We start from the raw sequence: 26,574 nt of genomic DNA, 5'->3' as shown, positions 1-26,574 counted from the left end.
GGGGACGCCGAAGGCCTTTGCGTAATCGAACCTGATCCAGCCGCGGCCGAGGTTTACCGGTTCCGCAACAGGCCGGCCCTCACGGACACGTCCGGGAAAGCCGATCGAGACTGCGTCGTAATCCCAGTCCTCGGTCAGTTTCAGTGCTGCGGCCACCATCCGGCGCGGTGTTAACGCAGGCCCTGATGGGAACTTTCGCGGCTCCGTCTTGCCGGTGACAAGGAGCTTAACACTGTTCCCGCCGATGTCGATGACCAGCACCTTCATGTCAAGGCCCTTCTTCAAATGTGTTTGACACGCAGAAACTGCGGGGTATGGCCTCTTACCTTGAGAACCTTCCGCTGGCGGTGAGGCCAAGGAGGAAGATGCTTTCAAGGGCGATCGAGGCCTGCACTTCGCTCGTTTTTTTTCATGAATAACCCTTTATTGTCCTGTGATTAGTTCAGGATCAAATGCTTCATAGATTATATCAGACATTGTTCTCGTTTCTCTTTAAGCCTGATTCATACTTAAGGCTGACATATGTCGAACGCTGTCGTACCAGTGTCCTCCTTGCATAAAAAAGGATCGAATCTCACCTGCAAGAGCTTGAATGAGAGGTCTGGGCGCCTTGGCATCCTCGCTGAACGTTCACCAAGCTTCTTTCCAAAGAATACAGCTTGTTTTCAATTGCTTTCAATTTGACGTTAACAGACCGTAATGATAAACTTTAGCCGTTTCCTTGTTGAATACGTACTCAATACGATGTCCTCTGAGGGATTCCAGCGTCGGATCGGATCCGACGAAACGAGCGGACGGAGCTGAAGCAGGAGGCGCGTGGCGCCGAGGGTATAAAGCAATAGAATGCCTTGGAGGCAGCGGATAGTTACCCTGCAGAAAGGTGGACCGATGCCAGGAAGCATGCTTTCCCGCGTCATAGGCTTCTGGACCGAGGAGCGGAGTCTCACGGTGATGCTTCTGCTCCTGGTGCTCCATCTCTTTATCCTTACCCCGGTGAGATTTCTCAGTCACGTCTTCTCCGTCTTCTCAGTCCTTTTTCTATCCCTTGCGTTGCTTGCCGGATTCCTTACGATGGTGAGGCAGAGGGCGCTTCGCTGGATATGGATTGCCTTCGTCGCCGGGACCATCCTGTTCAAGTCTGCTGCGTTTGTTGTGGAGGCCCCCTGGCTGATCACGGGCGATACGATATTTACCTTTTTCTCCCTATCAGCGCTGGTGTATGTTGTCTTTCTTCAGGTGTCACGCGATGGGCCGGTGACCGCTCACAGGATCCGGGGAGCGATCGCCTTATATCTCTTGATCGCGATGCTCTTCGCCTTCCTCTACAGCCTCGCCGAGGAGCTTGCGCCGGGAGCGTTCAGCATGCCCGGGGGCTGGTCGCGAGCCGCGGCCTCAAGCGGTGAAGCGTTCTATTATTTCAGTATCGTAACGATGACGACAGTCGGGTTCGGTGACATCACGGCTGTCCACCCGCTGGTCCGCTCCCTCGTAATGCTCGAGGCGCTGATCGGACAGCTCTATCCCGCGATTTTGCTCGCGCGGCTGGTCACCCTGGAGATCGAAACGCGGCGTGCTGGAAAGTAAGAAAATTTTCTTAAAGCGGGATGAAAGACTGAAACATGAACATGAATGATACGGATACGATGAATTCCGGAACGGACGCTGACCCGGCAACTCGCCGCAGAAAGCTTCAATGTCACTAATTTTCATCTGAGGTTTGTTCTCCGGTTCCGCGCTCATGTTCCCTCTTGCGAAGGACCTTTCACTCAGTACTTGAACCTGCCTCGTCCTCCTGCACACTGCCGGTAACCCATGCCTTGAGCAGCGTGTAGGTGACCGCAAGAATGACCGGGCCGATGAAGAGGCCGATTATGCCGAAAGCGGTGAGACCGCCGATGACCCCGGTAAAGATTACCAAGAGCGGAAGATCAGCCCCCTTCCTGATAAGGAAGGGCCGTATGACATTGTCAATGGTGCCGGCGATAAGCGAAATAACGAGAAGGATCGTCCCCCATACCGGCTGTCCGGTTGAGTAGAGCCAGATGATCGACGGGATCAGCACCAAGAGTGGTCCGATCTGTGCGATGCAGAGGATCAACATCACCGCAGTCAGCAGGGCCGCAGCGGGCACGCCGGTGATGAACAGTCCGATGGCCCCTATGGCCGCCTGGATGAGCGCGGTGACGACGACGCCCAACACGACGCCCCGCACGGCCTTTGCGGCGAGAATGGCGACCTCCTCACCTTGCTTTCCGGCCAAGCGCCGGGCAAAACGCAGGATCCCTTCCCGGACGACCTCTCCATTCGCAAACAGGATCGCCGCGATGATCGCGGTCAGAAGAAAATGAAGCATCGTTATTCCGAAGCTACCTGCCTTTTCCGCGAACCACTGCAGCGACTTTTGCGCGTACGGCGTCAGCATGGCCGACCGCTCCTCGGGGGTGAGCGCTGCCACCTCCTTCCATCGATCGGCGATCTTCTCACCTTTAAGCGGAATGTGTTTGACCCACTCCGGCGGCATCGGCAGGGGCATCGAATCAAACGATCTGACCTGTGCCGATATGTTTTCAGAATTCCTGACGATCGTAAATATGGCGAATGTTACCGGGACGAGGACAACGAGCAGGATCATCAGCGTCATCACAGTCACGGCGAGTCCCCGCCGGCCGCCAAGCATCGCCTGGAGCTTTAGCAGGACCGGCCATGTGGCTACAGCGATAATGGAAGCCCAGGTAAGGGCTACGAGGAAGGGCTGCAAGATCCAGAAGCTTGATACAATTAGCATCCCGATGAAAAGCACCGCCAGGGTCGTATGGGTGACATCGAGGGAAAAGGGTGTCTTCGCTTTCATGTGCGCGTTCCTCCTTGATGGTTACGATGGCATGGCGGCAGTAAATAGCTTGATCTGCTTAACCGCGCTATTCTGATTGCGTCTTTTGGGACTGCACCGACCAGAGTGGCTGGCGCGGCGTTGTGCAGCGTCGTTTTCACTTGTTGATCCTTCCGCACCGGATAGCCGCAATTGAACGGGTACTGCTTCACGTGCCGGTCTCTCGCAAACCAAGCGTTCATTACCGCAATGATAGCAGAGCCCCGCCTCTTTGACAAACGGGAAATGGCGCACTGTCTCTTCGCTTTACAAATCCGGAAGGCGATGATATGCTTGTCACGACCGTGCGCGGTGGATCCTTTCCCTCCCGGGGGAGTTCATTCTATGCCTGTCCGATGTTGCATCGCCCTTATTGTCACGGTCCTGCCTGTCCTTTTTCTCGCCCCGGGCCTTTCCCGGGCGCAATCCGACCTCCTCGAGGAGAGCGCAGTCACCGTCTCCCTGAACGCGAACGACAACCCAACACCGCATGCTGCCGGCAATGATGCCGAAACGGGTAAGCAGGAAAACGGGTTCTGGGCCTGGCTGTGGAACAGCGTGACCGACGAAGCCCATATAACCGTGGGATATGGCATCCTCGAAACGGACCTTAAGATCAACCGAAAAAGCGACGGAGCTTCTGCCACCATGGCACAGCGGGATACGTCGGCGATCTTCCTGAGCTACAGCACCGCGTCGTCCTTTTTCAAGGATTCGAACTTCGGATATTCGTTCATGGTCAACTACGTTAATTTCGACATGGGAGAACAGGAGATCAGCCGGAATGAGTTCGTCAACCTCGGCACGCACATATCCGGGCAGATGATCTATGCCGTGCCGACGCTGTTCTATCAGTGGGGAGAGCACCGGTACAAGGGAAAATTCGTGAGGCTGGGGGTCGGGGCCGGTCTCGGCGCTGCCACCTATTCGGGCACCGTACAGTTGTCCGGCTCACAGATACCCGGCGAGATAGTTTACACCGCAAACAAATCCTATGCGCCAAGGCTTGCGCTGAGCGATTTTCTCGAGGCCCGGTGGCATCACTTCGGGATCGTCGTGACGTACGCCGCTCCCCGCATCTACGGGGATACGTATGATATCAAGGTGTCGAATTTTTCCGTGAACATCGGATACACGTACTACTTCTGACAGCTGACCTCTGTTTGTAACTGCCCGGCCGAATCCGGCCACTCTGTTGAGCACCCGATACGGTTAAGTGATATAATTGTAATAAATGAAGTTGCAGATTTTCGTATAGTATAATAGAGCGGTTTTTTTACAGATTGTTTTTTTAATGCCCGCAGAGGAAGGATAAATCTATGACGGATCAGAGACAAAATTTACGCCATCCGGTGAAACAGCAAGGCAAGCTTACTTTGACCATCATCCCCTTTGAAAAAGAGGAGAACATTGACATCGTAGCCGATGTAACCAATATCGGCGAAAGAGGATTGGGAATCATTGCGCATGGCACCCTTGAGCCGGGTTATGTCATCATCAAGGACGGGAAAGGCGGGTACACAAACGGAGTGCTCGTGTGGAGCAAAGAACTGGATGATACGACCTGCCATGCCGGGATTCAATTTCTTCCGATGCAACTCAATGCGTCTTGACCTGATTATGGTGTAAAAAGCCCATCTCTGCGGGATGAAGGCAACAAGTGCTACTATCGGTCATTCCCTTTTCATTTCGCTCTATCTGAAGTGTGCGCCTGTCAGTTCCCCGTTGAACGAACCACGCAGGTTTTTTCTTTCCCGATAATAACTCATGATAGCGAGCGCAGCGAAGCAATCCCCCAATGCGTATCTGCCTGATAATTCGAGATTGCCGCGTCGCTCCGCTCCTCGCAATGACAGCAATGGGGACTTTTGCGAAACCATCACTCCTAGATGATGCCCACAAATAGCTGCGAGTCCCATCCCGGGTCAAATCCTCTCGTGACTGGCCGCTTGGATCCTACTCCTCCCAGCTTATCGCCTGAACCGGGCAGGCGTCGATCGCTTCCTGGCAGTTGCACGCCCAGCACTGCTCCGGGCCAATCACGTTCGACTTGTCATCGATCAGCTCGAAAACCTTGGGACAGACCTCGGCGCAGTGGCCGCAGCCGATGCACAGGTCTTCATCTACAACCGGTCTCTTTGACACTGGAATTCACCTCTGACTCGAGTCCTTGGCAACCGCATCGCCGAGGACCGAGTCTGCTCTTTCCCCATCGTATCCTTTTCACTCTTCCTGCCTTTTCGGTTTCACTCAGTATGGCTTGAAGGAAGTTCGCTAAGGCAGAGACATTACGGAATATGATACGTAGCACAGGGACATCCCCGAGCCGGTGAAGAACACCAGACCGTGGGGAACGGTGCCGTCGTAACGCTCCTGTAATATTCGTGTGCTAGAGTGTTTGCCAAGGAGGTGCTCATGACAAGCGTTCTCGTTTCTGTGCAGGGATCAAGAATTCTCCCCGACAATCGCAATCTGGCCTGCCCGTACCGGCCGGCGCATAATTTACTGTGCTCCGCTTCGGTGATGGCGGTGGTCGTCGATAACCGGAAAAAGTCGATCCATTGCGACACGGAAGATTTCGACCGCTGTCCGCTCTTTCTCGCCAAGATATTGCGGGGATGATACAGAAGATAGCAGGCTCCGTTAGCGTCATCAAAAGACACCCTCTCCTGTAACGCAATTGTAACATTACCGTCACATTCCCGTAACACGGTTTTTGTAAACTATGATCGTACGGGGAGGGGCGATTCTCGAATGGGGACTTCCGTCAAGCTCAAGTGTCCGGCATGCAGTTCTGAAGCAGTATACCGCTACGGGCACATCCACACGGGAAAACAGCGCCTCAGATGCGTGATCTGTGGCAGGCAGTTCGTACTCAGCGAGAAGGCATCGCCGCCTGCGAGCCGTCCGATCTGCCCCTCTTGCGGTGAGATCATGCACCTGTACCGGCACGATAAAAAAGTGCTCCGATTCCGGTGTTCCGGGTATCCCGAGTGCAGGACCTATACCTCAGTTCCCGTATAAGGAGGCCAGTCTATGAGTTGTTATGTCCACAATGTTCCGGGCAGGTTGAGGGTAAAGCATCCCTCGTTCAAGAACAAGGCGGTGCATTATGAGGTGCAGAGGTCGCTGGTGGACATGGGGCACGGGATCGGTACGGCGGATTTCAACGCCACGACCGGCAGCCTTCTGATCCACTACGATCCTCGGGAGATCGACCACCAGGACATCCTGCGCAGTCTGGAGCGTGCGGGATTCTATCATCCCGAAAAAGCGGTCACCAACGATCAGGTGATCCACCGGGCCACCGCGACGGCCTTCAGCCTCGTCACCAAGGCGGTGTCAGGCGCATTCATCGACACGGCGCTTCAGGGCACGGGCCTTTCGTTCCTGGCGATTCTGCTCTAACACCGGGTTCGCGGCAATCACTCTCCCGGCGCAACGCCGATTTCACACCATCCCTTCTTTTTTCCAAAAAAGAATGCCGTGATTTTATTCTCCTGAACGATCAGAGATCCCTGCTATGGCCCCTTCTACCATCAATGTCCGATGGCAGTCTTTCATCCCGCAGCACTTCTTTCACCCGTTTCGTGACCAGCGCCGAGAGAAAATACTTGATCCTGGCGGTTTTGCTATAGTGCCGCAGGACCATGGTGTACAGCGTGCTGACGCCTTCCCGGGAAACACGGAGGTTCTTTGCAATGTTATCGACAGCGACCTCATGATGGCGTTCAGACACCCGTTCAAAAAATACTTTTTCGTTCATCGCCTGTCTCCCTTCCCGATGTTTCGCGTTTTACGCCGACCCGCCATCATCCCGGGTTTTGCTGTCACCCGTTAAAAAGCGCTGCATGTGTCGCAGACGACGCCTCTGCTCCGTCAGACTGCTTCTCTTCATACCCCTCCAGGTACACGTCTGCAAATCCGAATCTGGACTTTAATTCACGCTTCATGGCCTTCATCGTCTCGCGGTAATGGTTGAGCGTCCCGTCCATCCTGATCCGCGCCACCAGGATGATTCTCTCCGGTGTGAGCCCCCAGACATGCATCTCCTTCACTATCCGAATCCCGGGAAACCGCAGGCGCAGGAAGGCCTCCACGTCATCGATGTCAATGCCGGCCGGGCTCCCTTCCATGAGGATGTGTATGCTGTCCTTGATCAGGAAATAGGTCGGATACGCGGCGAGGCAGCCGATCAGAACGCCCGCAAGGGGATCGACGATCCACAGGCTCGTTGCACGGATGATAAGGGCGGAGCCGATGACGCCGACCGAGCCGAGCGTGTCGTTCAGGATGAGGAGGAGCGCCCCCTTGATGTTCACGTCCTTCGAATATTTCCAGAGCCGCACCAGGCCGAAGGCGTTCGCAACGAGGCCCAGGACGGCGATGATCAGGACCTTATCGGCCTCGATCGGCTGGGGGTGCAGTATCTTCTGGAAGGCCTCTACGAACACGTAGAACAGGATGAATCCGACGAGCATGCCGTTGAACAGCCCGGAAACCACCTTGGCGCGTTCATACCCGAAGGTGTTGTGCTTGTCAGGCATCCTGCGGCTCAGCCTCGTGACCCAGAGCGCGATGATCTGGCCCGATATATTGACCGCCATGAACGACGCGTCAGTGACCAGGGCGATGCTGTGATAATAGAGCCCGCCGATCAACTCCACGAAGAAGTAGGCAACCGTCACTGCCAGTACGAGCGTCTGTCCTTGATCTGATGTCCTGACTTCAGCCATTGTTCAGATACCCCCGCTCACCGGCAATTTCACACCGCGTTCTGCCATCAGCCTTTAAGAAGTGCCGCCTTGTCCGTCATCTCCCACGGCAGACCGATGTCCATGCGCCCCACATGACCATAGGCGGCGAGCCTGCGGTAAAACCCTCCCTTGATCTGCGAGGGCAGCCGCCGCAGATTGAACTGGCGGATGATGCCGGCCGGCCGGAAATCAAAATGCCGCTCCAGCAGCTCCGATATCTTGAGGTCGGGGATGGTCCCCGTTCCGAAGGTCTCCACCTGGACGCTCACGGGCCGCGCGATGCCGATGGTATAGCTGAGCTGCACCTCGCAGGAGGCGGCGAGTCCGGCCGCAACGACGTTCTTCGCGGCGTAGCGGGCAACATAGGCGCCGACGCGGTCGATCCTCGAGGGGTCCTTGCCGCAGAGCGCGGCGCCGCTGTGGCGGGAATACTCCCCGTAGGTATCGATGGCATTCTTCCTGCCCGTGAGCCCCGAGTGGATCGAGGGGCCCCCATGGATGAAGGGACCATCGGGGTTGACGAAGATCCTGGTGCGGTCATCGGGCCTGATCTCCTCGTCCTGGAACACCGGCCGAATGATCGACTCCATGACGTCGTCGTACAATTGCCTGGCGTCCGGCCCGCCTTTTTCAGGCGGCTTGTTCTGGCTTGCGATGACCGTGATGCTGTGGATACGGCACGGTTTGCCGCCGCAATATTCCACGCCGACCTGGGTCTTGCCGTCAGGCGCCAGGTCGCTCAGGGTTTTCTGGAGCCTTACGGACGTCAGTTTCCGGGCGAGCTTGTGCGCGAGCCAGATCGGAAGCGGCATGAACGCCGATGTCTGGTTGCAGGCGAACCCGAACACCGTCACCTGGTTCCTCGCGGTGATGAGATCGATCTCATCCTCGGAGAGCGACTGCTCATCGATGTTTCGCCGGTCGGCGCTGGAAATCTCCCGCAGGCTCGTGATGATGCTGCAGGTCTTTGCGTTGAACGCCTTCTGGTCGTAGCCGATCTGGCCGATCATCTGGCGGGCGACTTGTCCGAAATCGACACGGACCGGCGTAGCAAACCGGGCTGCAATGAATATGATGGCTGTTGCAACGGCGCATTCAGAGATGATCTGGGCGTAAGGGTCCTGCTGAAGCACGTGGTCAACGATGGCATCACTGATGAGGTCGCACAGCTTGTCAGGATGGCCTTCGGTCACCGATTCCGAGGTGAACATGAAGTCTTTTTTCATTTGACCCTCTCCGCACGATGCCAGCTCAGGTAGCCGCGACAATTTGATTCCCGTTCAATACCGGAACCGGGACCGTTGTACTGCCGTTCAGCACCAAAGGCGGAGCAGCTATCTTTTTTGTCGCTTCGTTGATGAGCAGAGGCGCGACAGCGGTCCCGATCGAAATTGCCAGGTCAAAGGGATTCAGCGGGCCCATACCCAGGAAGCTCCGGAGGCCCGGGACGAACAGGGTGAGCGATTGCACCCCGAGCGAGCCGACCAGGGCGACGGTAAGATAGTTGTTCGGTTCGAGCCGGTTGGCGTCAAAGATGCTGTGGGTCTCGGAACGGTGGCTGATGGCGTGCAGGAGCCCTGCTGTGACAAAGTTCGTGAAGGCCATCGAGCTGGCCTGGGGCCCCTGCCCGTAGCGCAGGACACCGTAGCCGTACGCAGCCAGCGTCCCTGCTGAGATGGTGGAGGCCTCGAAGAGGAGCCTCTTATAGTCCGACGGATTGATGAGCTGTTCTTCGGGACTCCGCGGAGGCCGCAGGAGCACATCCGGCTCCGGCGGTTCCTGGGCAAGGGCAATGCCGGGGAAGATGTCCGAGATCATGTTGATCCAGAGAAGCTGCATGACGTTGAAAGGCTGTCCCATGCCGGCAGCAAGCGAGGTGAACATGATCATGATCTCGCTCGTGTTCTTCGAGAGCATGTACCGGACCGATTTTCGCAGATTGTTGTAGATCGTCCGACCCTGGCTTATGGCCACGACCATGGTCTCCAGGTTGTCGTCCTCCAGCACGACGTCGGCCACCTCCCGCGCCACGTCGGTCCCCGTGTGTCCCATGGCAATCCCGATATCGGCAGCCTTGAGCGCCGGTCCGTCGTTGATGCCGTCGCCGGTCATGCCAATGACCTTTCCTGCCGACTGGAGCGCCTGGACGATCTGGAGCTTGTTGGCCGGGCTCACACGGGCGAAGACATGGACGCGCCCGGCAAGTGCCTTCATGACCTCGGGCTCAAGCTGGTTAAGGTTGGTCGAGTCCAGGATCTCGAGTTCCTCGTCCTTGCTCAGATTGAGCTCCTTGCCGATCGCATAGGCCGTGGGGCTCTGGTCCCCGGTGATCATGACCGTATCGATCCCGGCACGGTGGAACTCGCCGATGAGATTCTTGACGCCGCTCCTGACCACATCCGCCATGCCGACGAGGCCGACCCAGATAAGCCCCTGTTGGATGATCTCATCGCTGCGAAGGGTGTCTCCATTGGTGACGGCGTACGCAACAGCGAGCACGCGGAGCGCTTCGCCGGCCATCCGTTCATTATCCGCTTCGAAGACCGTACGGGCGTTGTCGTCCAGTTCCAGCTGGCGGCCGTCCTTGATGTACCATTTGCAGAGTGACAGCACGTCGGTGGGACTGCCCTTGAGAGCCATAAGCCGCTGTTGTTCATTCGAACGGTGTACGGTGCTCATGTAGTGCCGGTCTTCCGAACGGTGGTTCAGCTTCGCGATGGGGTGCTGGGCCCGAAGCGAGTTGACATCGACGCCGGAGCTGAGCGCAATGTTCACCAGTGCGTTCTCCGTCGAAGACCCGTCGACGATGTAATCCCCTTCCTGTCCCGACACCATCGACTCATTACAGAGCACCGACAGATGGAGCAGACGGAGGAGATCCTCGTTCGTATAGGGATTGATGCTTTTCCCGTCCAAACTGATCCTGCCCTCAACAACATCGAGCCGGCGCATGCCGGTATGGATCCGGACCACCGACATCCTGTTCATGGTGATGGTGCCGGTCTTGTCAAGACAGATGGTCTCGACCGAACCGAGCGTCTCGACGGCGTCAAGGTGACGGATGAGCACGTTCATGCCTCTCATACGCTTGATGCCCAGCGCGAGGGTCGTCGTCGTAACGGTCGGAAGCCCCTCGGGCACGGCGGCCACGGCAAGGGCGATGGAGGTCTTGAGCATCTGGAGAAAACCGTAGCCTCGCAGGATTCCAACGATGAACACGATGCCGCAGACGATGCAGGTGATGTACACGAGCTGGACCCCCAGGTGGTCCATCTGCCGTTCCAAAGGCGTGTCGGGCGGCCGCGCGTCTCCGACCATGGTTTGGATCCTTCCGACCTCGGTGAACCCTCCGGTCGCGACCGCGACTGCCAGCCCCTGCCCTCCCGTGACGAGCGTCCCCATGTAGACCATGTTGACGCGGTCTCCGAGGGGGAGATCAAGCTCCTGGAGCACGTCCGTTTTCTTGATAACCGGCATGCTCTCTCCCGTCAGGACCGACTCGTCGATGCTGAGGTGCTTCGCCTCGATGAGCCGCGCGTCGGCGGAGATGTAGCTTCCCGGCCTCAGCACGAGTAGATCGCCGGGCACGATCTCCCGCGCGTCGACCGTGACCGCGGCGCCTTCGCGGATCACCGTTGCGGTCGGCTGCACAAGGCTTTTCAGCCCGTGGATGATCTTCTCGGTCTGGCTCTCGGTATAATACCCGATCGAGGCGTTGATGACGACAACGCCGCCGATCACGACGGCGTCAGCGAACCCGCCGGTGGCCACCGAGATGCCGGCTGCAACGCCGAGAAGGGCCACGGGAAGCGACTTGAACTGGTCGAAGAAGATGCTCCACCCGGAGCGGGGGACCGCTTCAGGAAGTATGTTGGGGCCGTACTGCCTGAAGCGCTGCTTTACCGATTCATGGGACAAGCCCCTGGAGGCGTGCGTGTCCCAGTAGCCCAGGACGTCCTCGCGCCGTTTGCAGTGCCACGGCTCGTCGGGCTGGTCCTCGGCATTGACCACCTGCTGCCGCACCTCTCGCCTGCTCGGCACTTCCCGGGCGGGATCCGGACGCGAAGCCGGAACACCGCTCGCAACCGTATGCCGCTGCGGACGAACACGGGGAGCACCGACAGCGCCCCTCGGTTCGCTTCCTGCCGTCGGGCCACCGCCACTGCGTACGGATTCAGTCTCAGCGACGATCACCTGTACCAGCGCCGCGATCTCCGGAACGTGGAAGCCATTCCCGGACCCGGACTCGTACAGAACAAGGACATTGCCGGTAAGCGTACTTGCGGAAACGCTCAGGATCCATGCCTGCTGCACGAGACGCTGCTCGAGCTGCTGCTTCAGCGGCTCCGACCGGTACAGCCCCGCCACTTTGAGACGAATTCTCCCCTTGACCGCGTTATGAATTGCTTCGACCACGTGATCCAATCCCCCTCGTCAATTACGATACGGGCTGCGAATGCTTGTTCAGGAACGACCGTGCTCAGGCTGACTTGACCTTCGGCAGGGCTGTATTCGCAACTTCCTTGACGCCCTCCACCACGCCGACCAGCATGTCCTTGACCGCCTTGACCGCCGTGTTCCCGATGGTTGCAGCCGCATCAATGGCTCCGGTGACCGCGACCTTCGCGACTTCTTCGGCGTTGCCGCCGATTTCCTTCGTTGCCTCGATCACGCCGTCCACGGCCCGGCGGGCCACCATGGCCACATCGGCTCCCACATCCGCCGCTCCCTTGACAGCTCCCTTCACGGTCTGGCCCGCGACGGAAATAACATCGCCGCCCACGTCGCTCACGCCCATGATCACCCCCTTGGCAACGCTCTTGGTGCTCAGGATCAGCCCCGTGCCTACTTCCTCAGTCGCCTGGATGGCGCCCTTGACCACATCCCTGGTCACTGTCACCGCTTCTCCCGCCACCGAACCCGTCGCGCGCAGCGTATTCGACACGGTGTTGCGCACGAGGCTCACGATCTCCGCTTCGATCTCGTTGATGCCCTTAAGGCTGCTGACAACGCCTTCTTTCACGGTCGTCCCGGCCGTTCCGACGCTTTCCGACCAAGCGCCCGTGGTCCCGCTCCCTGTGGTTTCTTCGCTTGCCATTTCAATACCTCCCTCCTGGTGAATGGTTGTCGATCCAATCGCCGCTCCGGAATCCGGCGCTTCCCCTGTCCTCGTCTTCGGCCGCGGCTTCACGGCCTCCTTTTTTAATGCAGCGTGTTTGTGTTCAGTCATGACATTGCTCCTCTCCGCGGCCGGAATCCGGCGCGCATTTGCGCTGATCAGCATACCCGATTCAGCAGCATCTCCAACACGTACGTACCTATGGTCTGTGGAAAAGGGTATAACCGGTGAGTTTCAAAAACAGGTCAGGCAGAAACCCGCTGTCAAAGCTCATTGATCCGTCTCTTTTGTCTTCGTAACCAAATTGAACGCATACCAGAAGGCGGCGAACCACGGGAGCGCGCCGGCACTTCCTTCGAGGATCTGGATCGAACCGGCGCCGATCAGCGCCACGATCGCGACGCCGCTCAGGTCCATCTCGCCGCCCGTCAACTTTCTGATCTGCTGATCAGCGTTCTTGAATGTCTCCCGCACGTCCCTTCGGAAATTCGCGGGATCCGGTTTCAAGGCACGACCGGGCTCTCGCACCACGAATAGGTCCTTTGAGCGGGCAAAATCCAGGATGGCGACACTTGTTGTCCGGTGCAGAAAGAGCAGGCTTCCTGTTGCCGCATTCGTATCAACCGTTTCTACCCCGGGACAGGCTGCGCACTTCTCACCGCAGGCACCGAGCGCAGCCGGATTCCCTTTGAGCGCGGGAATCCTGACCCTGAACCGCCCCGGCGAGCTGTAGGCGATGAATGCTTCGGGAGGCATGGTCACCCCGCTGACTCACTGCCCGGCTGCGGCGGAATGGCTGCTGCCGCGCCGGTCACGCCCGCTACTGCTGCGGCTTGGGACTCGGCAAGCTCCGACTTCGCCTCGGCAACGATGTCCTCGGTGATCTCGGCGATCTCCGCGAAGGTCTCCTTGCCCCGTTCAAAGAGCTGAATCCCCCCTTTTATAGCGGCCTTTGCAAGGGGCTTCGCCACGTTCGCAAAGAGCGGGACCACGATGGGAGCCAGGATCGCGGCACCGATGCCGATCGCAAGACCGGTAGCTAGATTTCCCTTCAATCCGTCTTCCAACAGAGCCATAAGTTCTCTCTCCTTTCAATTCAACACACCCATTTTTTTCAATTACTCAATTGAATTGTAGTTCGTTGATGACTCTGTGTCCATCGGCTTTTTCATTACTTTCCTACTAATACAAAATCATTACAAATATGATGCTTCTAAAGTATGGAATTGTTAATGGCGAGATGATCTCTTCAACCAGGTTCATAGACCACCCATACTTGAGCCTATAAAGCAGGTTCAGTCATTAGAATGTGACCTTTACGCCTGCGAGGCCGGTTAAAGCTCAAACGTTGCGAGAAGGATAACCGGACGAAAAGTCAAATGTCCAGGCAAGCATCTCAGCCTCCAACAGCATCACATTCAACATCCCCAGACCCGTCCACGATCCCAAAGGGCACAACAGCCCCTTTTTCATAGCTTAAGCGATCTCCCCCTCCTGTGCACGTACGATGATCAATGTATTAACTTAACGGATTGTCGATCTCCCCCCTCCATATAAATTTAATTTTGTAACATGCATGTAATAAAACAGTGGCATGATGGAATCAGCCAAATGATTCCGACGGTGTCCGTTCAGCTTGTCCGCGATGTATGAAATACTTCACAAAGATCATCGACGTCATGATCAAGTTCATGGTCCCGATCGTTATTATTGCCCTCATGATGGGGCTCGCGAGGGTCATCCTTGACCTGCGCGCCGTGTTCGGGAGCCGGACCATTGCATCGGCCTTCGACCTGATGGTGACCAACATCCTTTCGATGTTCATCGCCATCGAGCTGCTCCGCAGCATCATAGAGTACTTTGCCGTGCACCGGCTCAAGATAACGTTCATCACCGACGCGGCACTCGTATTCGTGCTCCGCGAGATCATGATCGGGCTCTACGAGCGCAGTCTGGAAAGGGGCATGATCATCGCGCTCGCGGCCCTGATCCTCGTGATCGGCGTCATCAGGACCCTGGCTGTCGTCTTCTCGCCGGAAAAATATCAGGAAACGGAAGGAACCCCTCATGGATAACGGCATGAACAAGAATAAGACAAATAAAATCGAGGAGATACTTCTTTGCTTCATTTCCGTCGCGGGACTTCTCCTTATGGTGCTCCACTGGAAGTAGGAAAAGGAAGACAAAGACCCCATGCAGGAAAATCAGAAAAAAAAGATCTTTCCCCCGGATTTTCAATGGGGCGTCGCCACCTCGGCATTCCAGCTCGAAGGCGCGCCCGACGCGGACTGGACGACGTGGGACCCGGTGCTGGTGACCAAGCCGGACATCACCGACCATTACCGTCTGTTCCGGCAGGACCTGGAGCTTCTGAAGGAGCTGGGGGTCAATGCATACCGGTTCTCCCTGGAATGGAGCAGGATCCAGCCCCGCCCCGACACGTGGAACGAAGAGGCCATCGGGCACTACCAGGAGATCATCGACATCATCCGAAGCTACAACATCGAACCCATGGTCACCCTCCATCATTTCACGCACCCGAAATGGTTCATGGAGCGGACGCCCTGGCACCGGTCCCTGTCGATCGAAAAGTTCCTCCGCTATACCGAAGCGATGGCCTCGGCCCTAAAGGGGGTCCGGTACTGGATCACGTTCAATGAGCCCTACGTGATCCTGCTCGGCGGCTACCTGGAGGGCTGCACGCCTCCCGGCATGCGGGACGTGCCCCGTTCGCTCCTCGCCCTGAAGAACATCTTCACGTCCCATGGAAAGGCCTATGACATCATTCATCGCTACGTTCCCGATGCGCAGGTGAGCATCGCGCACAATATGTCGGTGTTCGCGCCCTGGAAGCGTTGGAACCCGCTCGACCGGCTGCTCAAAAAATCGGCCAATTTCTTCTACAACCACTCCATCATCAATGCCTTCCAGACAGGCGTCTTCGTCATCAAGTTCCCCTTCTACCGTCCCGTGGAGATCGAGATCCCCATCCGGGGCAAGCTCGACTTTTTCGGCGTCAATTACTACACGAGGATCCATTTGCGTTTCAACCCCTTCAAGAAGATGGGCGTCGAGCTCCGTCACATGGACATTGACGGTAACGGGCTCACCAAGCTGGGCTGGGAGATCCATCCGCGCGGGCTCGAAAAGGTCCTGCGCTATGCGTCCCGCCTGAACCTCCCGCTCTACGTCACGGAGAACGGCATTGCCACGCACGACACCGAAGAAAAGGTCAAGTACATGAAGAAGCACGTGGACGTCGTCGAGCGCTGCCTCCGGGACGGGCTGAACGTCAAGGGGTACTTCTACTGGACCCTGATCGACAATTATGAATGGCTGCAGGGCCTCGACGCCCGTTTCGGGCTCTACAAGGTAGACTTCGAGACTCTCCAGCGCACCCCCACCTATGCCGCGACCTATTATGCATACCTCATCCAAAGCCGTTCATCGATGTAATGGAAACTTCATGCTCCGGTAATCCCCGCGTAACAATCGAAGGGTATGATCACGCAGTACAAAGCTCAAGCTGCGTCCGATGGCAGTGCATCCTGCATCCGTATCACGGAGGAGGTATCGTATGAACAATACCATTGTCATAAAGATAGAAAGCGGCGTAGTCGCCGACGTCTATGTCAGCGAGCCGGCGGACATCATCGTCGTAGACCATGACATGATCGAGGGGGGCGAATCGTTCGAGCAGCGCGTGCTCAAATCCGTATTTTCCCATCGCTCTGAAAAATGCGTGATCCCCGATCACGTCGATGCGCTGGTCACCTCGCTGGTGCTGGAATGCAAGCGGCCCCTCGACGGACAGGACCTTGTCCTCGTGGACCAGCCTGCTGGCGCTGCGGCATGACCGCCGGATAAGCGGAACCTGTAACAGAATATTCATAATTCCGTAACATTCCCGTAATGGTAGAAAAGTATGATAGAACTCAATGATGCTGTGTGATTTTCATATCCACACGTCTTTTTCCGACGGTTCCCTAGAGCTGGGAAAGACCGTCGACCTTTTCGGCCAGGCGGGCTTCGACGTCATCGCCATCACAGACCACGTCGTAAACGGCGACAACGCAATCGGCAAGGTCACCCGCAGGTTCAACCTTTCGGTGCGCGGCGATACCTTCGACGACTACCTGGCCGCGGTTAAGGACGAGGCGAAGCGGGCGTGGGAGAAATACGGGATGCTCGTGATCCCTGGCGTTGAGATCAGCAAAAACTATTTTTCAAAAGAAGAATCCGCCCATTTCCTCCTCCTGGACATCAAGGAATTCATCCCCGCCTGCATGAGTTGCGAAGACATTTTTGAAGAGGCGAAGCGGCAGGACTCGCTGGTCGTGGCATGCCATCCGCACCACACTCCCGACCCCATGAACCCCGACACGCTGTACCTCTGGAACAACCGGGACAAATACGCCAAGTACATCGACGCCTGGGAGATCGCGAACCGGGACGACGTGTTCAACGTGATCAGCCTGAAAAAATATCCCTACATCGCGAACAGCGATTTTCACAAGGCCCGCCACCTGTACTCGTGGAAGACTATGTTGAACTGCGAGAAGGATGTGGAATCGGTGAAAAACTGCATCAAGCACAACCGGGGCGTGGCCATCACGCTCTTTCGGAACTGACCGGACAAAGGACGCGAGGCACTGTCAAATGTTTCATGAAACAGATGAGACTGAACATGAAACCACAGAGAGCACGGAGCAGTGCTCTGTGTTCTCAACTGACTCAAAAAGTTTTTCCTTGAAAACAGGAAGAATTGAAATGCAGAAAACGGATTTAAACGTCGTAGTAAGAGAGCACAGAGGGCGAGGCTATAGAAAGCCTGAATCATTTTGAGATCTAATAATTTCTCTGTGTACTCTGTGGTTAATTCTTGACTATACGGTACGCGACGACAGGAGGTATGCCATGACACTGTTTCTGATCTGCGCAGCAATCTCTCTCATCGGGATCGTGCTTACCCTGCTCCAGGCGTGGTCGGCACACACGCTCATCAGGAAGGACAGGACAACGACAGGCCCGCAGCCGCCCCTATCGATCCTGAAGCCGCTCCGCGGCATCGACGACAATCTATTCGACAACCTCGCGAGCTTCTGCACGCAGGACTATCCTGAATACGAGGTCCTTTTCGCCCTGCAGGACCGGAACGATGCGGCTTACAAGGTGGCATGCAAGGTCCAGGAAAAATATCCCGACCGCGACATCACCATCGTTGTGGAACGCTGCAACGTGGGGCTGAACCCGAAGATCAACAACCTGATCCCCGCATACCGCAAAAGCCGCCATCCCTACATCCTGATCAGCGACAGCAACGTGCTGGTAGGGCCCGACTATCTCCGCGAGATCGCAAGCCACACGAAGGACGCCGACGTGGGGCTCGTGAGCAGCCTCATCCGGGGCGTCGGCGGCCGCACGTTCGGAGCGATTCTCGAGAACCTGCACCTGAACTCCTTCATAATCGGGAGCGTCAGCTTTCTCGACCGGTTCCTCGGCATGTCCTGCGTCATCGGGAAATCCATGCTGATGAAAAAGAGCGACTTCGAGGCCCTGGGAGGGTTCCCGGCGTTCAAGGATATTCTGGCCGAGGATTTCATCATCGGCAGGGAAATGAGCAGGGCCGGCAAAAAGGTCGCCCTTTCGAACTACCTGATCAACAACGTCAACGAATACTGGGACGTCAAGCGCTTCCTGAACCGGCATACCCGTTGGGGAAAGCTCCGCTGGAGGATCGGCGGCCTCAAGTATTTCTCTGAGATCCTCGCAAACCCGATCTTCGTCGCTTCCCTGCCAATCCTCTTCACCGGGCCATCGAGAATGACGCTTTCCTTCGCGGCGCTCGTCAGCCTCGTCAAGATGTTCGCTGATTCGTTCATGGGGAGAAGCATCCGGACGCAGGTGCCTGCCGCTTCGGGAACGAATTCGCTCCAGTACGTGCTCGTGCCCATCAAGGACATCATCATCGGGCTGGTCTGGTTCGTGCCGATCGTGAGCGCGACCGTCGTCTGGCGCGGAAACCGCTATCGTATCGGCAGCGACTCGCGGCTGTCGCCTATGCCCGAGAGCGGGGTCTGGTCCTGGGGCTACCGCATGACGGACTATATTCGGGCGCGTCTTGCGTAAGAAAGTCAATATCCACCGCGTTGACACTGAGCCACGGAGAAAGAAAATATCTTTAGACACAGATTTACACTGATCATTTCATGATTCATCTGTTTTAATCACAGGCCATCATTTATTTTCAGTGTCAAAGATCTGGTTTTCCTTCGTGTCTTCATGGTACCCCTGCTGCTCTTTACAATATGAAGGAGTAACTGACATGCTCGAACAAATGGAAACGGACCGGATCTTCACCCTTGCTCCCGACATCAAGGACCCGCTGCAGAAAAAGCTGTTCTCGATGGTAAAGGGACCGATCGAACATGTTCTTGCGTTCCCCCGGCTGAACAAGGCCTATGCCGAAGTTTCGCGGATGAGGGACAAACGGCCCTTTCCAGACAAGGTCCTGGAGCTGCTCGATGTGGCCTATGACCTCAATGACAGAGATCTTGCAAAGCTTCCGGCGTCGGGACCGGCCATCGTTGTGGCGAACCATCCCTATGGCGGGATCGAAGGCGTCATCCTTGCATCCCTCCTCCGTTCCATCCGAAGCGATGTGAAGTTCATGGCAAATTCTCTCCTCGCCTGCATTCCCGAGATGCGAGAGCTGCTTATCGGCGTGAACCCTTTCAAGCAGGACGGCGCGGTGCGCCAGAACTTCAAGCCTATCCGTGAAACGCTGCAGTGGGTTGCAAACGGCGGCTTGCTGGTCGTGTTCCCCGCTGGTGAGGTCTCGCACTTCGACCTCCGGAAAGGAGCGATCACCGATCCCGCCTGGAGCCCGACGATCGCGCGCGTCATCCGGAGGACGGAAGCTCCGGTCCTCCCGATCTTCTTTCTGGGGACGAACAGCCCGGCTTTCCACATGGCGGGAATGGTCCATCCCCTGCTCAGGACCGCGATGCTGCCCAACGAGCTCCTGAACAAAGGCCGCAGGAAGATCCGTGTTCGCGTCGGCGACCTTATCCCCTTCCAGAAATTGGCAGGCATCGAGCAGGATGCGGAGATGATGGAATATCTCCGCATGCGCACCTACATCCTGGAGCACCGGGCCTTGAAAGCGGACGCCATCAGCAACCGACCCGTCCGGCGTAGGATCCCTGCTGCGATCATGACCAGGCCGATCATTCCTCCGCAGCCTCCCCTGGTTCTCGCGGGGGAGGTCAGCCGCCTCGCCCCGAGCCAGACGCTCGCAGAGAGCGGAGATCATCTGGTGATCCAGGCCCGGGCGGAACAGATACCCCATGTACTGCTCGAGATCGGACGTCTCCGGGAGGTCACGTTCCGCGCCGTGGGTGAAGGGACCGGTAACGCCGTGGACCTGGATGGCTTCGATCAGACCTATCTCCATCTCTTCATATGGAACCGCGGGAAGAACGAGGTGGTCGGCGCGTACCGCATCGGCCTCACCGACGAACTCGTAAAGCAGCAGGGTGTCCGGGGCATCTACACGAGCACGCTTTTCCAATACGACGGGGAGTTCCTGAAACGTCTTGGCCCGGCGCTGGAACTGGGCCGCTCCTTTGTCCGCCCCGAATACCAGCGGTCCTATGCGCCTCTCCTCCTGCTCTGGAAGGGGATCGGCAGGTATATCGTGGATAATCCCCATTACCGGACCCTGTTCGGTCCGGTAAGCATCACCGATGAATATCAGGCCCTGTCGCGGCAGTTGATCGTGCGCTTCCTGAAAATGAACCGGTACCGGAACGACATGGCGGAGCTGGTCAAAGCCAGGAGGCCGGTCAGGATCCGGCCGCTCAAGGACTGGGACATGGAGATTGCCATGCGATGCGCAAAGGACGATATCGAGGACATCTCCGGCCTGATCGCCTCGATCGAAAGCGACCAGAAGGGCATCCCCATTCTGCTGAAGCAGTATCTCAAGCTCGGTGGACGGATCATCGGGTTCAATGTGGACCCCGCCTTCGGCAACGTCGTCGACGGTCTGATCATGGTGGATCTTGCCGAAACAGAGCCGAAGATGCTGGAGCGATACCTGGGCAAGGAAGGGTCGCAGCAGTTCCTCGCCTACCATCGGGCAATGCGATCGGAGAACCATGGGCACTGCGCGTGACGGCTCGATCGACGGGTCGCGCCGGGATTCACCGGGAAGCGCACTTCTGGAACGATTGAGCGGGCCGTTTCGAAAGCTGCTCGTTCTCGTACCTGTCGGGATCATCGGCAATATCCTGTACTGCCTGGCCACGACAGACCGGGGGGTTGTTGCTTCGATCGTCCATTTCACCCCCGGGTATCTCCTCCTTGCCGCCCTGCTGAGCGTCGTTCCCTGGTTCACCTGCTCCCTCAGGCTGTTCATCTGGAGCAGGTTTCTCAAGCAACCGCTCGAGTATGGAGAGGCATTCCGGATTGCGGTCACGGCGGATCTGGGAGGCGCTCTAACGCCTCCCCTGGTCGGAGGCAGCGCGGTCAAGATCGGCATGCTGATGAACCGCGGCTACAGCGCCGGGACGTCTTTGTCGCTTCCGGCCCTCGAAAACATGGAAGACGCCCTTTTTTTTCTGGTCATGGTCCCGCTGGCGCTGACGGCTTCTTCATCTTGGGACCTGCCCCAGATCAGCGGCATGCACTTTTTTGCGGTTGGGCACTGGTTGCTTGCCGCGGGGGCAGGCGTACTTGCTGTCGGCGTATTGGCGCTGGTTCTCACAAGACGCGGGATCGGCTTGCGCTGGCCTGTGAGTCTTGACAAGCTCCGGGAGAAGACCCTGACCACGCTCCGGAATTTTCTCATGACCTTCCGGCTGGTCGGGAGCAGGGGGAAAACCGTACTTCTGCTGACCATAGTGCTCACTGCTGTCCAGTGGACCTGCCGCTATTCGATCATTTCCCTGCTGCTCGCCGGCATCGGGGTCCCGGTCCGTCCGGTCCTGTTCATGGTGCTCCAGGTGTTCGTGTTCGCACTGATGACCCTCGTGCCGACACCGGGCGCATCGGGCGGGGCCGAGGTCATTTTTTCGCTCCTGTACAAGCCGTTTCTTCCGGACGGAACGATCGGACTGGCAACGCTGGGCTGGCGATTTTTCACCTTCTACCTCCACCTCCTGCTCGCGGCCGCGCTCTCGGTGCTGCTCTGGTGGCGGCCGGCAAGAACAGGGCAAAAGGCCGGTGAGCAGCAAGAGGCAGCCGGCGAATTGGCCCTGAATGAGGAGTGACACCTGCCTTCGTAAACCGGCGTTGGGCGGGTTTCACACAAATGACCGTGAGAGGAGAATACCCATGAATACGGCTATGAATAATATTCGCTCTATACCGGGGAGTTCCTGTTTGAGCGCGTCGCACGCGGAAGACGCAGTGAATAATGCAGCAGGCGCCCCGCAATCATCGGCCGGGAAATCTTCATGGCTGTGGTCTTCGCTTGTCAGGACCGAGGCCCGCAGAGCAGGCCTCAGCCTGTACGAGATCCTCGGCGTCGCGGAGCTGATGCGCGTGGCCTATGAAAAGGACGAGTTGGAAAGCCTTCAGCAGCGGCTTGCCATCCTCCAGACCGATGCGGCGGAGCTTTCGTCGTCGCTGTCAAACATCATCGAGCTGTCCCGCCTGGAGGCGGAGCCGGTGGAGATGACGATGCAGCGCTTCGACGTCGTGGCGTTGCTCCACGATGTTGCGCAGACGGCCCGGGCCGCCATCGGGCAGAAACCGGTCAGGGTCATGGATGTCCCGGCTCCCCGTCCGGTTTTCTTCGTATCGGACCCCGGGAAGGTGCGACGGATCATGACCGAGCTTGCAAACAATGCCGTCAAGTTCACGGACCGGGGACGGATTGCCCTGATCCTGAACAAGGATGACGACCGGCTGAGGATCACCGTTACGGACACGGGAAAGGGAATGAACCCCGGGCAGATCGCGAACCTGCTGGAACCGGGCGAAGGGCCCACCGGCGAGATCCCTGCAGATGCCCCCCCGGGCATGGGGCTTATGATCGTCAAATATCTTATCGCAGCACTCGAAGGCAGCCTTACCGTCTCGAGCAGGATCGGAGAAGGGACGATCATAGAAGTGACGCTCCCCTGCGGGGAACGGCCTGCCGTCCCTGTAACGATCGGCAGCGGAGAACCGGCCCCCGATCACGGCCGCTGATATCTTATTCAAAGACGCAAGGCGGGGGCTTGACCGACTCCGTGTGCGTCTGGCGCGGCCCGGTCACCTCCTCCCTCCCCGGGATACATCACGGTGACCGGGCCGGCCTGTTGTTCCCCCGCTCCTCGCCTGCTCAGTACCTCCTGCTGTTCGGGCCGTAACCATCAATTGCCAGAAGGACGATGTCGCATGAACGAACGGATACTCATCGTCGAAGACGAAAACGATACCGCCGAGCTTCTCGGCTACAATCTGCAGCGGGCCGGCTACGAGACCCTCCGGGCAAGCACCGGCAAAGAAGCCATCGATGCGGCGCAGCGCCATGCTCCCGGCCTGATCCTGCTCGACATCATGCTGCCCGAGCTGAGCGGCTGGGAAGTCTGCCGTCTCCTGCGGGAAAGCCCGCAGGGGAGATCGATCCCCATCATCATGCTTACCGCGCTCGCCGATGAAGAGGCCCGGATCAAGGGCTTGAGCCTGGGGGCCGACGATTACATCACGAAGCCCTTCTCCGTGCGGGAACTCCTCATGAAGGTCAAGAGGCATATGGAACGGCAGCGGACGATCAGCGACCAGCTACAAAGGCACCAGGAACAGGAAACCTCGATGCGCTACCTGGTGCACGAACTGAAGAACGCGGTGAGCATTATCGGGGGGTTTTCCTCCCTGGCCCTGCAGAAGCAGGACCACGACCGGTATCTCAGATCAATCCGGGCATCGGCGATGCATGCAGACAGTCTGCTCACCGATGCGAACCTTCTCGCGCGGCTGGAACAGGAAGGGGCGGACCTCCCCGTGGAGCCCCTTGACGTTAACGCGGTGATACGGGAAGTGATCGACCTGTTCGTGGACGGCGCCGGGAAGAACGGCGTGGAACTTGAGAGCATCGACTCGGCGCCGCACCTCGTCATGGCGAACGCCACGGCTACACGGCAGGTATTGATGAACCTGGTCTCCAACGCCATAAAGTTCAGCCGAACGAGCGGCAGGGTATGGGTCTTCTGCGAAGAGACGAAGAACGGGATAGACGTTTCCGTGACCGACGAGGGCGCCGGTATTCCCCCTGCCGAGCTGCCGAGGATCTTCGATAAATACTTTCGGGGCGCTCGCAGCGAAAGGGTCAAAGGTGCCGGCCTCGGGCTGTACATTGTCAGGCTCCTGCTGTCGGCCATGGGGGGAACGATCAAGGCGGTCAGCAAGCCGGGCGTGGGCAGCACGTTCACGGCATCCTTCCGGAAAATCGCCGGCCAAGAGACGGAACAGGCAGCGGAGAAGGATAGAAGTGCTCTTCTCACGCACAAATCCGGAGTATAAACTGCGGCACTTGTAGAAATCGAGGCGTGGACAGAGAGAGTATGCTGAGGCCCATCGAAACTTCCTGCCAGGGGGAGACATCGAATCAGAAAAGAGAGGTAAATTCTTTTTTCTCATCACCGCTCAACCAAAATAAGTGATAAATTTAATAGTATTGTAACGGAATTGTAACAATTGCATGGTATAAACCATGCACGAAATGACACAAAATAAAAAGACGGCATATCAGAAGGAGGATCTATATCCATGAAAAGAATCGCAGCATTTGCATTAACCGTTGTTCTGGCCATGGGGGCCGCAGCACATGCAGAGGAGATGTTGAACGGAGCCGGGGCGACCTTCCCCTATCCCGTGTATTCCGCATGGGCGAACGAGTACAACAAGGTATCCGGAACAAAGCTGAACTACCAGTCCATCGGTTCCGGCGGCGGCATCAAGCAGATCACGGAAAGGACCGTCGACTTCGGCGCGTCCGACAAGCCGCTCAAACCTGAAGAGCTCGCCAAGGACAATCTGCTCCAGTTCCCCGCGGTGATCGGCGGTGTCGTGCCGGTGGTCAATATCACCGGGATCAAAGCAGGAGAATTGAAACTCGATTCAGAAGCCTTATGCAAGATCTATCTGGGTGAGATCAGGACCTGGAATGATGCGATCATCAAAAAGATGAACCCGACGGTCAACCTCCCGGGCAGTGAGATCACCGTGGTCCACCGTTCCGACGGTTCAGGGACGACCGCCATCTTCACCGATTATCTGAGCGATGTGTGCCCGGCCTGGAAGGAAAAGGTCGGCTCTGGTACGTCCGTGAGCTGGCCCGCAGGCATCGGCGGCAAGGGGAACGAAGGCGTGGCCAATTATGTTCAGCAGACGGCCAACTCCATCGGCTATGTCGAGTTCGCCTATGCAAAACAGAACAATCTTACCCATACCCTGCTCAAGAACCATGCAGGCACCTTCGTCGCGCCGAGCTTCGAAAGCTTTGAGGACGCCGCCGCAACGGCAAGCTTCGACCCGAAGAAGGATTTCTACCTCTGGCTGAACGATGCCCCGGGCAAAAAATCCTGGCCCATCGCCGGCGCCACGTTCATCCTCCTTGCCAAGGAGAAAAAGGACTCGAACATGAAGGTGGTCAAGTTTTATGACTGGGCATTCAAGAATGGGGATGGCAAGGCAAAGGAACTCATCTATGTTCCCCTTCCCACTTCGCTTAAGGGCAAAATTGAAGCCTACTGGAAATCGAACGGCATCAAGTAAAACTGCTCTTCACAGTACAAAATAGAGTTGAAATATACGGGTCAGGTATATATACTGTCTATACCTGACCCGTCCATTTTTTTACGATGAATACTCAGCAAACGAGAAAGATCCGTTCTTTGGCCATTTTCCCCAAAAAGAATGTTGTCGATCTGTTGTTCTCCTCCCTGACTGCCGTTGCCTCCTTTTCCATCATCATTTTCATCATCGGGATCCTTGTGGTACTCGTCAGGGAGTCGTCGCTGGCCCTCGGGAAGTTCGGGCTGGTGAATTTCCTGACCTCGACCACGTGGAACCCGGTAACACAGATTTTCGGGGCGGCGACCACGATTTACGGCACCTTCGTCACGACCGCCCTTGCCCTGCTTTTCGCCATTCCTACCGCCGTCGGTATCGCGATATTCATCACCGAGATCGCGCCGAATTTCCTCAAAGGCCCCATCGGAATAGCCATAGAACTGCTGGCCGCGATACCGAGCATCATCTACGGCATGTGGGGGCTCTTCACCCTCGCGCCCATCATGTCGAAGTATGTGGAGCCGGCCCTGCAAAGCACCGTCGGAAAACTCCCCTTTCTCGGCTTCCTGTTCAAGGGGAATCCCCTCGGCATCGATCTCCTGACGGCGAGCGTCATTCTCGGCATCATGATCATTCCGTTCACGGCGAGCATTGCACGCGATGCCTTCAATTTGACCCCTGCTGTGATCAAGGAATCGGCCTATGCCATCGGTGCGACACGATGGGAAGTGGTCAAGAATGTTGTCCTCCCCTACTCGAAGCTGGGCGTGTTCGGGGGGGCCGCACTTTCCCTGGGACGGGCATTGGGCGAGACCATGGCCGTAGCGTTCGTGCTCGGGAACAACCACAAGATCGCCACGTCGCTCCTCGACGCGGCATCAACCATCACCGTAAGCCTTGCGAACGAATTCACGGAGGCGGACAGCGACATGTATCTGTCCTCTCTCTATTACCTTGCGCTCGTACTGTTCGTCATGAGCTTCATCATCCTTGCAATATCCAAGTTCTTTCTTTTGAAGGCCGAGAGGAAATATTCGCGGTGA

26 protein-coding genes and 1 pseudogene are annotated in these 26,574 nt (G+C 57.2%); 17 read left to right on the top strand and 10 right to left on the bottom strand.

Annotated elements, in window-relative coordinates; translation table 11 throughout:
* Positions 1 to 267, bottom strand: a 267-nt coding sequence (locus VL197_06405) for an ROK family protein (GenBank protein ID HUJ17606.1), incomplete at its 3' end; no start/stop codon positions are given.
* A gap of 621 nt (positions 268 to 888) precedes the next feature.
* On the opposite strand from VL197_06405, the gene VL197_06400 reads away from it, so the two are divergent.
* Positions 889 to 1,584: an ion channel gene (locus VL197_06400; GenBank protein ID HUJ17605.1), complete on the top strand. Its 696-nt coding sequence runs from the start codon at positions 889 to 891 to the stop codon at positions 1,582 to 1,584.
* A 178-nt stretch (positions 1,585 to 1,762) separates the two neighbouring features.
* Here VL197_06400 and ydiK read toward each other — a convergent pair whose 3' ends face one another.
* Entirely contained in the window at positions 1,763 to 2,851 is a 1,089-nt protein-coding gene (gene ydiK, locus VL197_06395; GenBank protein HUJ17604.1) for an AI-2E family transporter YdiK, read from the bottom strand.
* A gap of 363 nt (positions 2,852 to 3,214) precedes the next feature.
* Here ydiK and VL197_06390 point away from each other — a divergent pair, with 363 nt between their 5' ends.
* Together VL197_06390 and VL197_06385 are read left to right on the top strand one after the other, a co-directional pair.
* A complete protein-coding gene (locus VL197_06390; GenBank protein ID HUJ17603.1) occupies positions 3,215 to 4,018 on the top strand; it encodes a hypothetical protein in 804 nt (267 codons plus the stop codon).
* A 170-nt stretch (positions 4,019 to 4,188) separates the two neighbouring features.
* A complete protein-coding gene (locus VL197_06385; protein HUJ17602.1) occupies positions 4,189 to 4,482 on the top strand; it encodes a hypothetical protein in 294 nt (97 codons plus the stop codon).
* A gap of 343 nt (positions 4,483 to 4,825) precedes the next feature.
* On the opposite strand, the gene VL197_06380 is transcribed toward VL197_06385, so the two are convergent.
* Positions 4,826 to 5,014, bottom strand: coding sequence for a ferredoxin (locus VL197_06380; GenBank protein HUJ17601.1), 189 nt, complete (start codon positions 5,012 to 5,014; stop codon positions 4,826 to 4,828).
* Positions 5,015 to 5,284: 270 nt separating this feature from the next.
* Here VL197_06380 and VL197_06375 point away from each other — a divergent pair, with 270 nt between their 5' ends.
* The 3 genes and pseudogenes from VL197_06375 (at position 5,285) to VL197_06365 (ending at position 6,277) form a co-directional block, all read left to right on the top strand.
* A complete protein-coding gene (locus VL197_06375) occupies positions 5,285 to 5,491 on the top strand; it encodes a hypothetical protein (GenBank protein HUJ17600.1) in 207 nt (68 codons plus the stop codon).
* 132 nt (positions 5,492 to 5,623) lie between these two features.
* Positions 5,624 to 5,740 (top strand): annotated as a pseudogene (locus VL197_06370) (IS1 family transposase).
* Positions 5,741 to 5,905: 165 nt separating this feature from the next.
* Positions 5,906 to 6,277 carry a hypothetical protein gene (locus VL197_06365; GenBank protein HUJ17599.1) on the top strand — a complete coding sequence of 124 codons (372 nt, stop codon included), beginning with the start codon at positions 5,906 to 5,908 and terminating at the stop codon, positions 6,275 to 6,277.
* A 100-nt stretch (positions 6,278 to 6,377) separates the two neighbouring features.
* Here VL197_06365 and VL197_06360 read toward each other — a convergent pair whose 3' ends face one another.
* The 7 genes from VL197_06360 to VL197_06330 form a co-directional block, all read right to left on the bottom strand.
* The gene (locus tag VL197_06360) at positions 6,378 to 6,635 is read right to left on the bottom strand and encodes a DUF3562 domain-containing protein (GenBank protein HUJ17598.1); all 258 of its coding nucleotides are present in this window, start codon (positions 6,633 to 6,635) and stop codon (positions 6,378 to 6,380) included.
* A 64-nt stretch (positions 6,636 to 6,699) separates the two neighbouring features.
* Complete coding sequence (locus tag VL197_06355; GenBank protein ID HUJ17597.1) at positions 6,700 to 7,605, bottom strand: cation diffusion facilitator family transporter; 906 nt, start codon at positions 7,603 to 7,605, stop codon at positions 6,700 to 6,702.
* Positions 7,606 to 7,652: 47 nt separating this feature from the next.
* Positions 7,653 to 8,852 (bottom strand): methionine adenosyltransferase, encoded by a 1,200-nt coding sequence (gene metK / locus VL197_06350; protein ID HUJ17596.1) that lies wholly within the window; start codon positions 8,850 to 8,852, stop codon positions 7,653 to 7,655.
* A 25-nt stretch (positions 8,853 to 8,877) separates the two neighbouring features.
* A complete protein-coding gene (locus VL197_06345) occupies positions 8,878 to 12,042 on the bottom strand; it encodes an HAD-IC family P-type ATPase (protein HUJ17595.1) in 3,165 nt (1,054 codons plus the stop codon).
* Positions 12,043 to 12,106: 64 nt separating this feature from the next.
* Positions 12,107 to 12,856, bottom strand: a complete 750-nt coding sequence (locus VL197_06340; protein ID HUJ17594.1) for a hypothetical protein — start codon at positions 12,854 to 12,856, stop codon at positions 12,107 to 12,109.
* 159 nt (positions 12,857 to 13,015) lie between these two features.
* Positions 13,016 to 13,501 (bottom strand): hypothetical protein, encoded by a 486-nt coding sequence (locus VL197_06335; GenBank protein ID HUJ17593.1) that lies wholly within the window; start codon positions 13,499 to 13,501, stop codon positions 13,016 to 13,018.
* A gap of 2 nt (positions 13,502 to 13,503) precedes the next feature.
* Positions 13,504 to 13,821, bottom strand: coding sequence for a DUF5132 domain-containing protein (locus tag VL197_06330; GenBank protein HUJ17592.1), 318 nt, complete (start codon positions 13,819 to 13,821; stop codon positions 13,504 to 13,506).
* A gap of 573 nt (positions 13,822 to 14,394) precedes the next feature.
* Between VL197_06330 and VL197_06325 the strand changes: the two genes are divergently transcribed.
* The 11 genes from VL197_06325 to pstC all read left to right on the top strand — a co-directional run bounded on the left by VL197_06325 (position 14,395) and on the right by pstC (position 26,574).
* Positions 14,395 to 14,820, top strand: coding sequence for a phosphate-starvation-inducible PsiE family protein (locus tag VL197_06325; protein HUJ17591.1), 426 nt, complete (start codon positions 14,395 to 14,397; stop codon positions 14,818 to 14,820).
* Between the two features lie 118 nt (positions 14,821 to 14,938).
* Positions 14,939 to 16,201, top strand: coding sequence for a glycoside hydrolase family 1 protein (locus VL197_06320; protein HUJ17590.1), 1,263 nt, complete (start codon positions 14,939 to 14,941; stop codon positions 16,199 to 16,201).
* A 121-nt stretch (positions 16,202 to 16,322) separates the two neighbouring features.
* Entirely contained in the window at positions 16,323 to 16,601 is a 279-nt protein-coding gene (locus tag VL197_06315) for a hypothetical protein (GenBank protein ID HUJ17589.1), read from the top strand.
* Positions 16,602 to 16,683: 82 nt separating this feature from the next.
* Complete coding sequence (locus VL197_06310) at positions 16,684 to 17,376, top strand: PHP domain-containing protein (GenBank protein HUJ17588.1); 693 nt, start codon at positions 16,684 to 16,686, stop codon at positions 17,374 to 17,376.
* Between the two features lie 286 nt (positions 17,377 to 17,662).
* Positions 17,663 to 18,874 carry a glycosyltransferase gene (locus tag VL197_06305; GenBank protein ID HUJ17587.1) on the top strand — a complete coding sequence of 404 codons (1,212 nt, stop codon included), beginning with the start codon at positions 17,663 to 17,665 and terminating at the stop codon, positions 18,872 to 18,874.
* 196 nt (positions 18,875 to 19,070) lie between these two features.
* Complete coding sequence (locus VL197_06300; protein ID HUJ17586.1) at positions 19,071 to 20,924, top strand: GNAT family N-acyltransferase; 1,854 nt, start codon at positions 19,071 to 19,073, stop codon at positions 20,922 to 20,924.
* Entirely contained in the window at positions 20,908 to 22,020 is a 1,113-nt protein-coding gene (locus VL197_06295) for a lysylphosphatidylglycerol synthase transmembrane domain-containing protein (protein HUJ17585.1), read from the top strand. The genes VL197_06300 and VL197_06295 overlap by 17 nt, the downstream gene beginning before the upstream one ends.
* Positions 22,021 to 22,159: 139 nt before the next feature.
* Entirely contained in the window at positions 22,160 to 22,945 is a 786-nt protein-coding gene (locus tag VL197_06290) for a HAMP domain-containing sensor histidine kinase (protein ID HUJ17584.1), read from the top strand.
* A 189-nt stretch (positions 22,946 to 23,134) separates the two neighbouring features.
* Positions 23,135 to 24,259 (top strand): response regulator, encoded by a 1,125-nt coding sequence (locus VL197_06285; GenBank protein HUJ17583.1) that lies wholly within the window; start codon positions 23,135 to 23,137, stop codon positions 24,257 to 24,259.
* A 246-nt stretch (positions 24,260 to 24,505) separates the two neighbouring features.
* Positions 24,506 to 25,513 (top strand): phosphate ABC transporter substrate-binding protein PstS, encoded by a 1,008-nt coding sequence (gene pstS, locus VL197_06280; protein ID HUJ17582.1) that lies wholly within the window; start codon positions 24,506 to 24,508, stop codon positions 25,511 to 25,513.
* Positions 25,514 to 25,638: 125 nt separating this feature from the next.
* Positions 25,639 to 26,574, top strand: a complete 936-nt coding sequence (pstC, locus tag VL197_06275; GenBank protein ID HUJ17581.1) for a phosphate ABC transporter permease subunit PstC — start codon at positions 25,639 to 25,641, stop codon at positions 26,572 to 26,574.

The sequence above is a fragment of the Nitrospirota bacterium genome (assembly GCA_035516965.1).
Classification (GTDB): Bacteria; Nitrospirota; UBA9217; order UBA9217; family UBA9217; genus MHEA01.
The sequence above is the reverse complement of the archived record's forward strand: the minus strand, read 5'-3'. Positions and strand labels throughout refer to the sequence as shown.

Bases quoted from the DNA above. Each gene is read 5' to 3' on its own strand.
- VL197_06285 (HUJ17583.1), top strand. From the start codon at position 23,135: ATGAACGAACGGATACTCATCGTCGAAGACGAAAACGATACCGCCGAG.
- VL197_06330 (HUJ17592.1), bottom strand. From the start codon at position 13,821: ATGGCTCTGTTGGAAGACGGATTGAAGGGAAATCTAGCTACCGGTCTT.
- pstS (HUJ17582.1), top strand. From the start codon at position 24,506: ATGAAAAGAATCGCAGCATTTGCATTAACCGTTGTTCTGGCCATGGGG.
- VL197_06390 (HUJ17603.1), top strand. From the start codon at position 3,215: ATGCCTGTCCGATGTTGCATCGCCCTTATTGTCACGGTCCTGCCTGTC.
- VL197_06400 (HUJ17605.1), top strand. From the start codon at position 889: ATGCCAGGAAGCATGCTTTCCCGCGTCATAGGCTTCTGGACCGAGGAG.
- VL197_06365 (HUJ17599.1), top strand. From the start codon at position 5,906: ATGAGTTGTTATGTCCACAATGTTCCGGGCAGGTTGAGGGTAAAGCAT.
- VL197_06300 (HUJ17586.1), top strand. From the start codon at position 19,071: ATGCTCGAACAAATGGAAACGGACCGGATCTTCACCCTTGCTCCCGAC.
- VL197_06360 (HUJ17598.1), bottom strand. From the start codon at position 6,635: ATGAACGAAAAAGTATTTTTTGAACGGGTGTCTGAACGCCATCATGAG.
- metK (HUJ17596.1), bottom strand. From the start codon at position 8,852: ATGAAAAAAGACTTCATGTTCACCTCGGAATCGGTGACCGAAGGCCAT.
- VL197_06305 (HUJ17587.1), top strand. From the start codon at position 17,663: ATGACACTGTTTCTGATCTGCGCAGCAATCTCTCTCATCGGGATCGTG.
- VL197_06325 (HUJ17591.1), top strand. From the start codon at position 14,395: ATGAAATACTTCACAAAGATCATCGACGTCATGATCAAGTTCATGGTC.
- VL197_06340 (HUJ17594.1), bottom strand. From the start codon at position 12,856: ATGACTGAACACAAACACGCTGCATTAAAAAAGGAGGCCGTGAAGCCG.
- ydiK (HUJ17604.1), bottom strand. From the start codon at position 2,851: ATGAAAGCGAAGACACCCTTTTCCCTCGATGTCACCCATACGACCCTG.
- VL197_06385 (HUJ17602.1), top strand. From the start codon at position 4,189: ATGACGGATCAGAGACAAAATTTACGCCATCCGGTGAAACAGCAAGGC.
- VL197_06375 (HUJ17600.1), top strand. From the start codon at position 5,285: ATGACAAGCGTTCTCGTTTCTGTGCAGGGATCAAGAATTCTCCCCGAC.
- VL197_06320 (HUJ17590.1), top strand. From the start codon at position 14,939: ATGCAGGAAAATCAGAAAAAAAAGATCTTTCCCCCGGATTTTCAATGG.
- VL197_06295 (HUJ17585.1), top strand. From the start codon at position 20,908: ATGGGCACTGCGCGTGACGGCTCGATCGACGGGTCGCGCCGGGATTCA.
- VL197_06335 (HUJ17593.1), bottom strand. From the start codon at position 13,501: ATGCCTCCCGAAGCATTCATCGCCTACAGCTCGCCGGGGCGGTTCAGG.
- VL197_06355 (HUJ17597.1), bottom strand. From the start codon at position 7,605: ATGGCTGAAGTCAGGACATCAGATCAAGGACAGACGCTCGTACTGGCA.
- VL197_06310 (HUJ17588.1), top strand. From the start codon at position 16,684: ATGATGCTGTGTGATTTTCATATCCACACGTCTTTTTCCGACGGTTCC.
- VL197_06315 (HUJ17589.1), top strand. From the start codon at position 16,323: ATGAACAATACCATTGTCATAAAGATAGAAAGCGGCGTAGTCGCCGAC.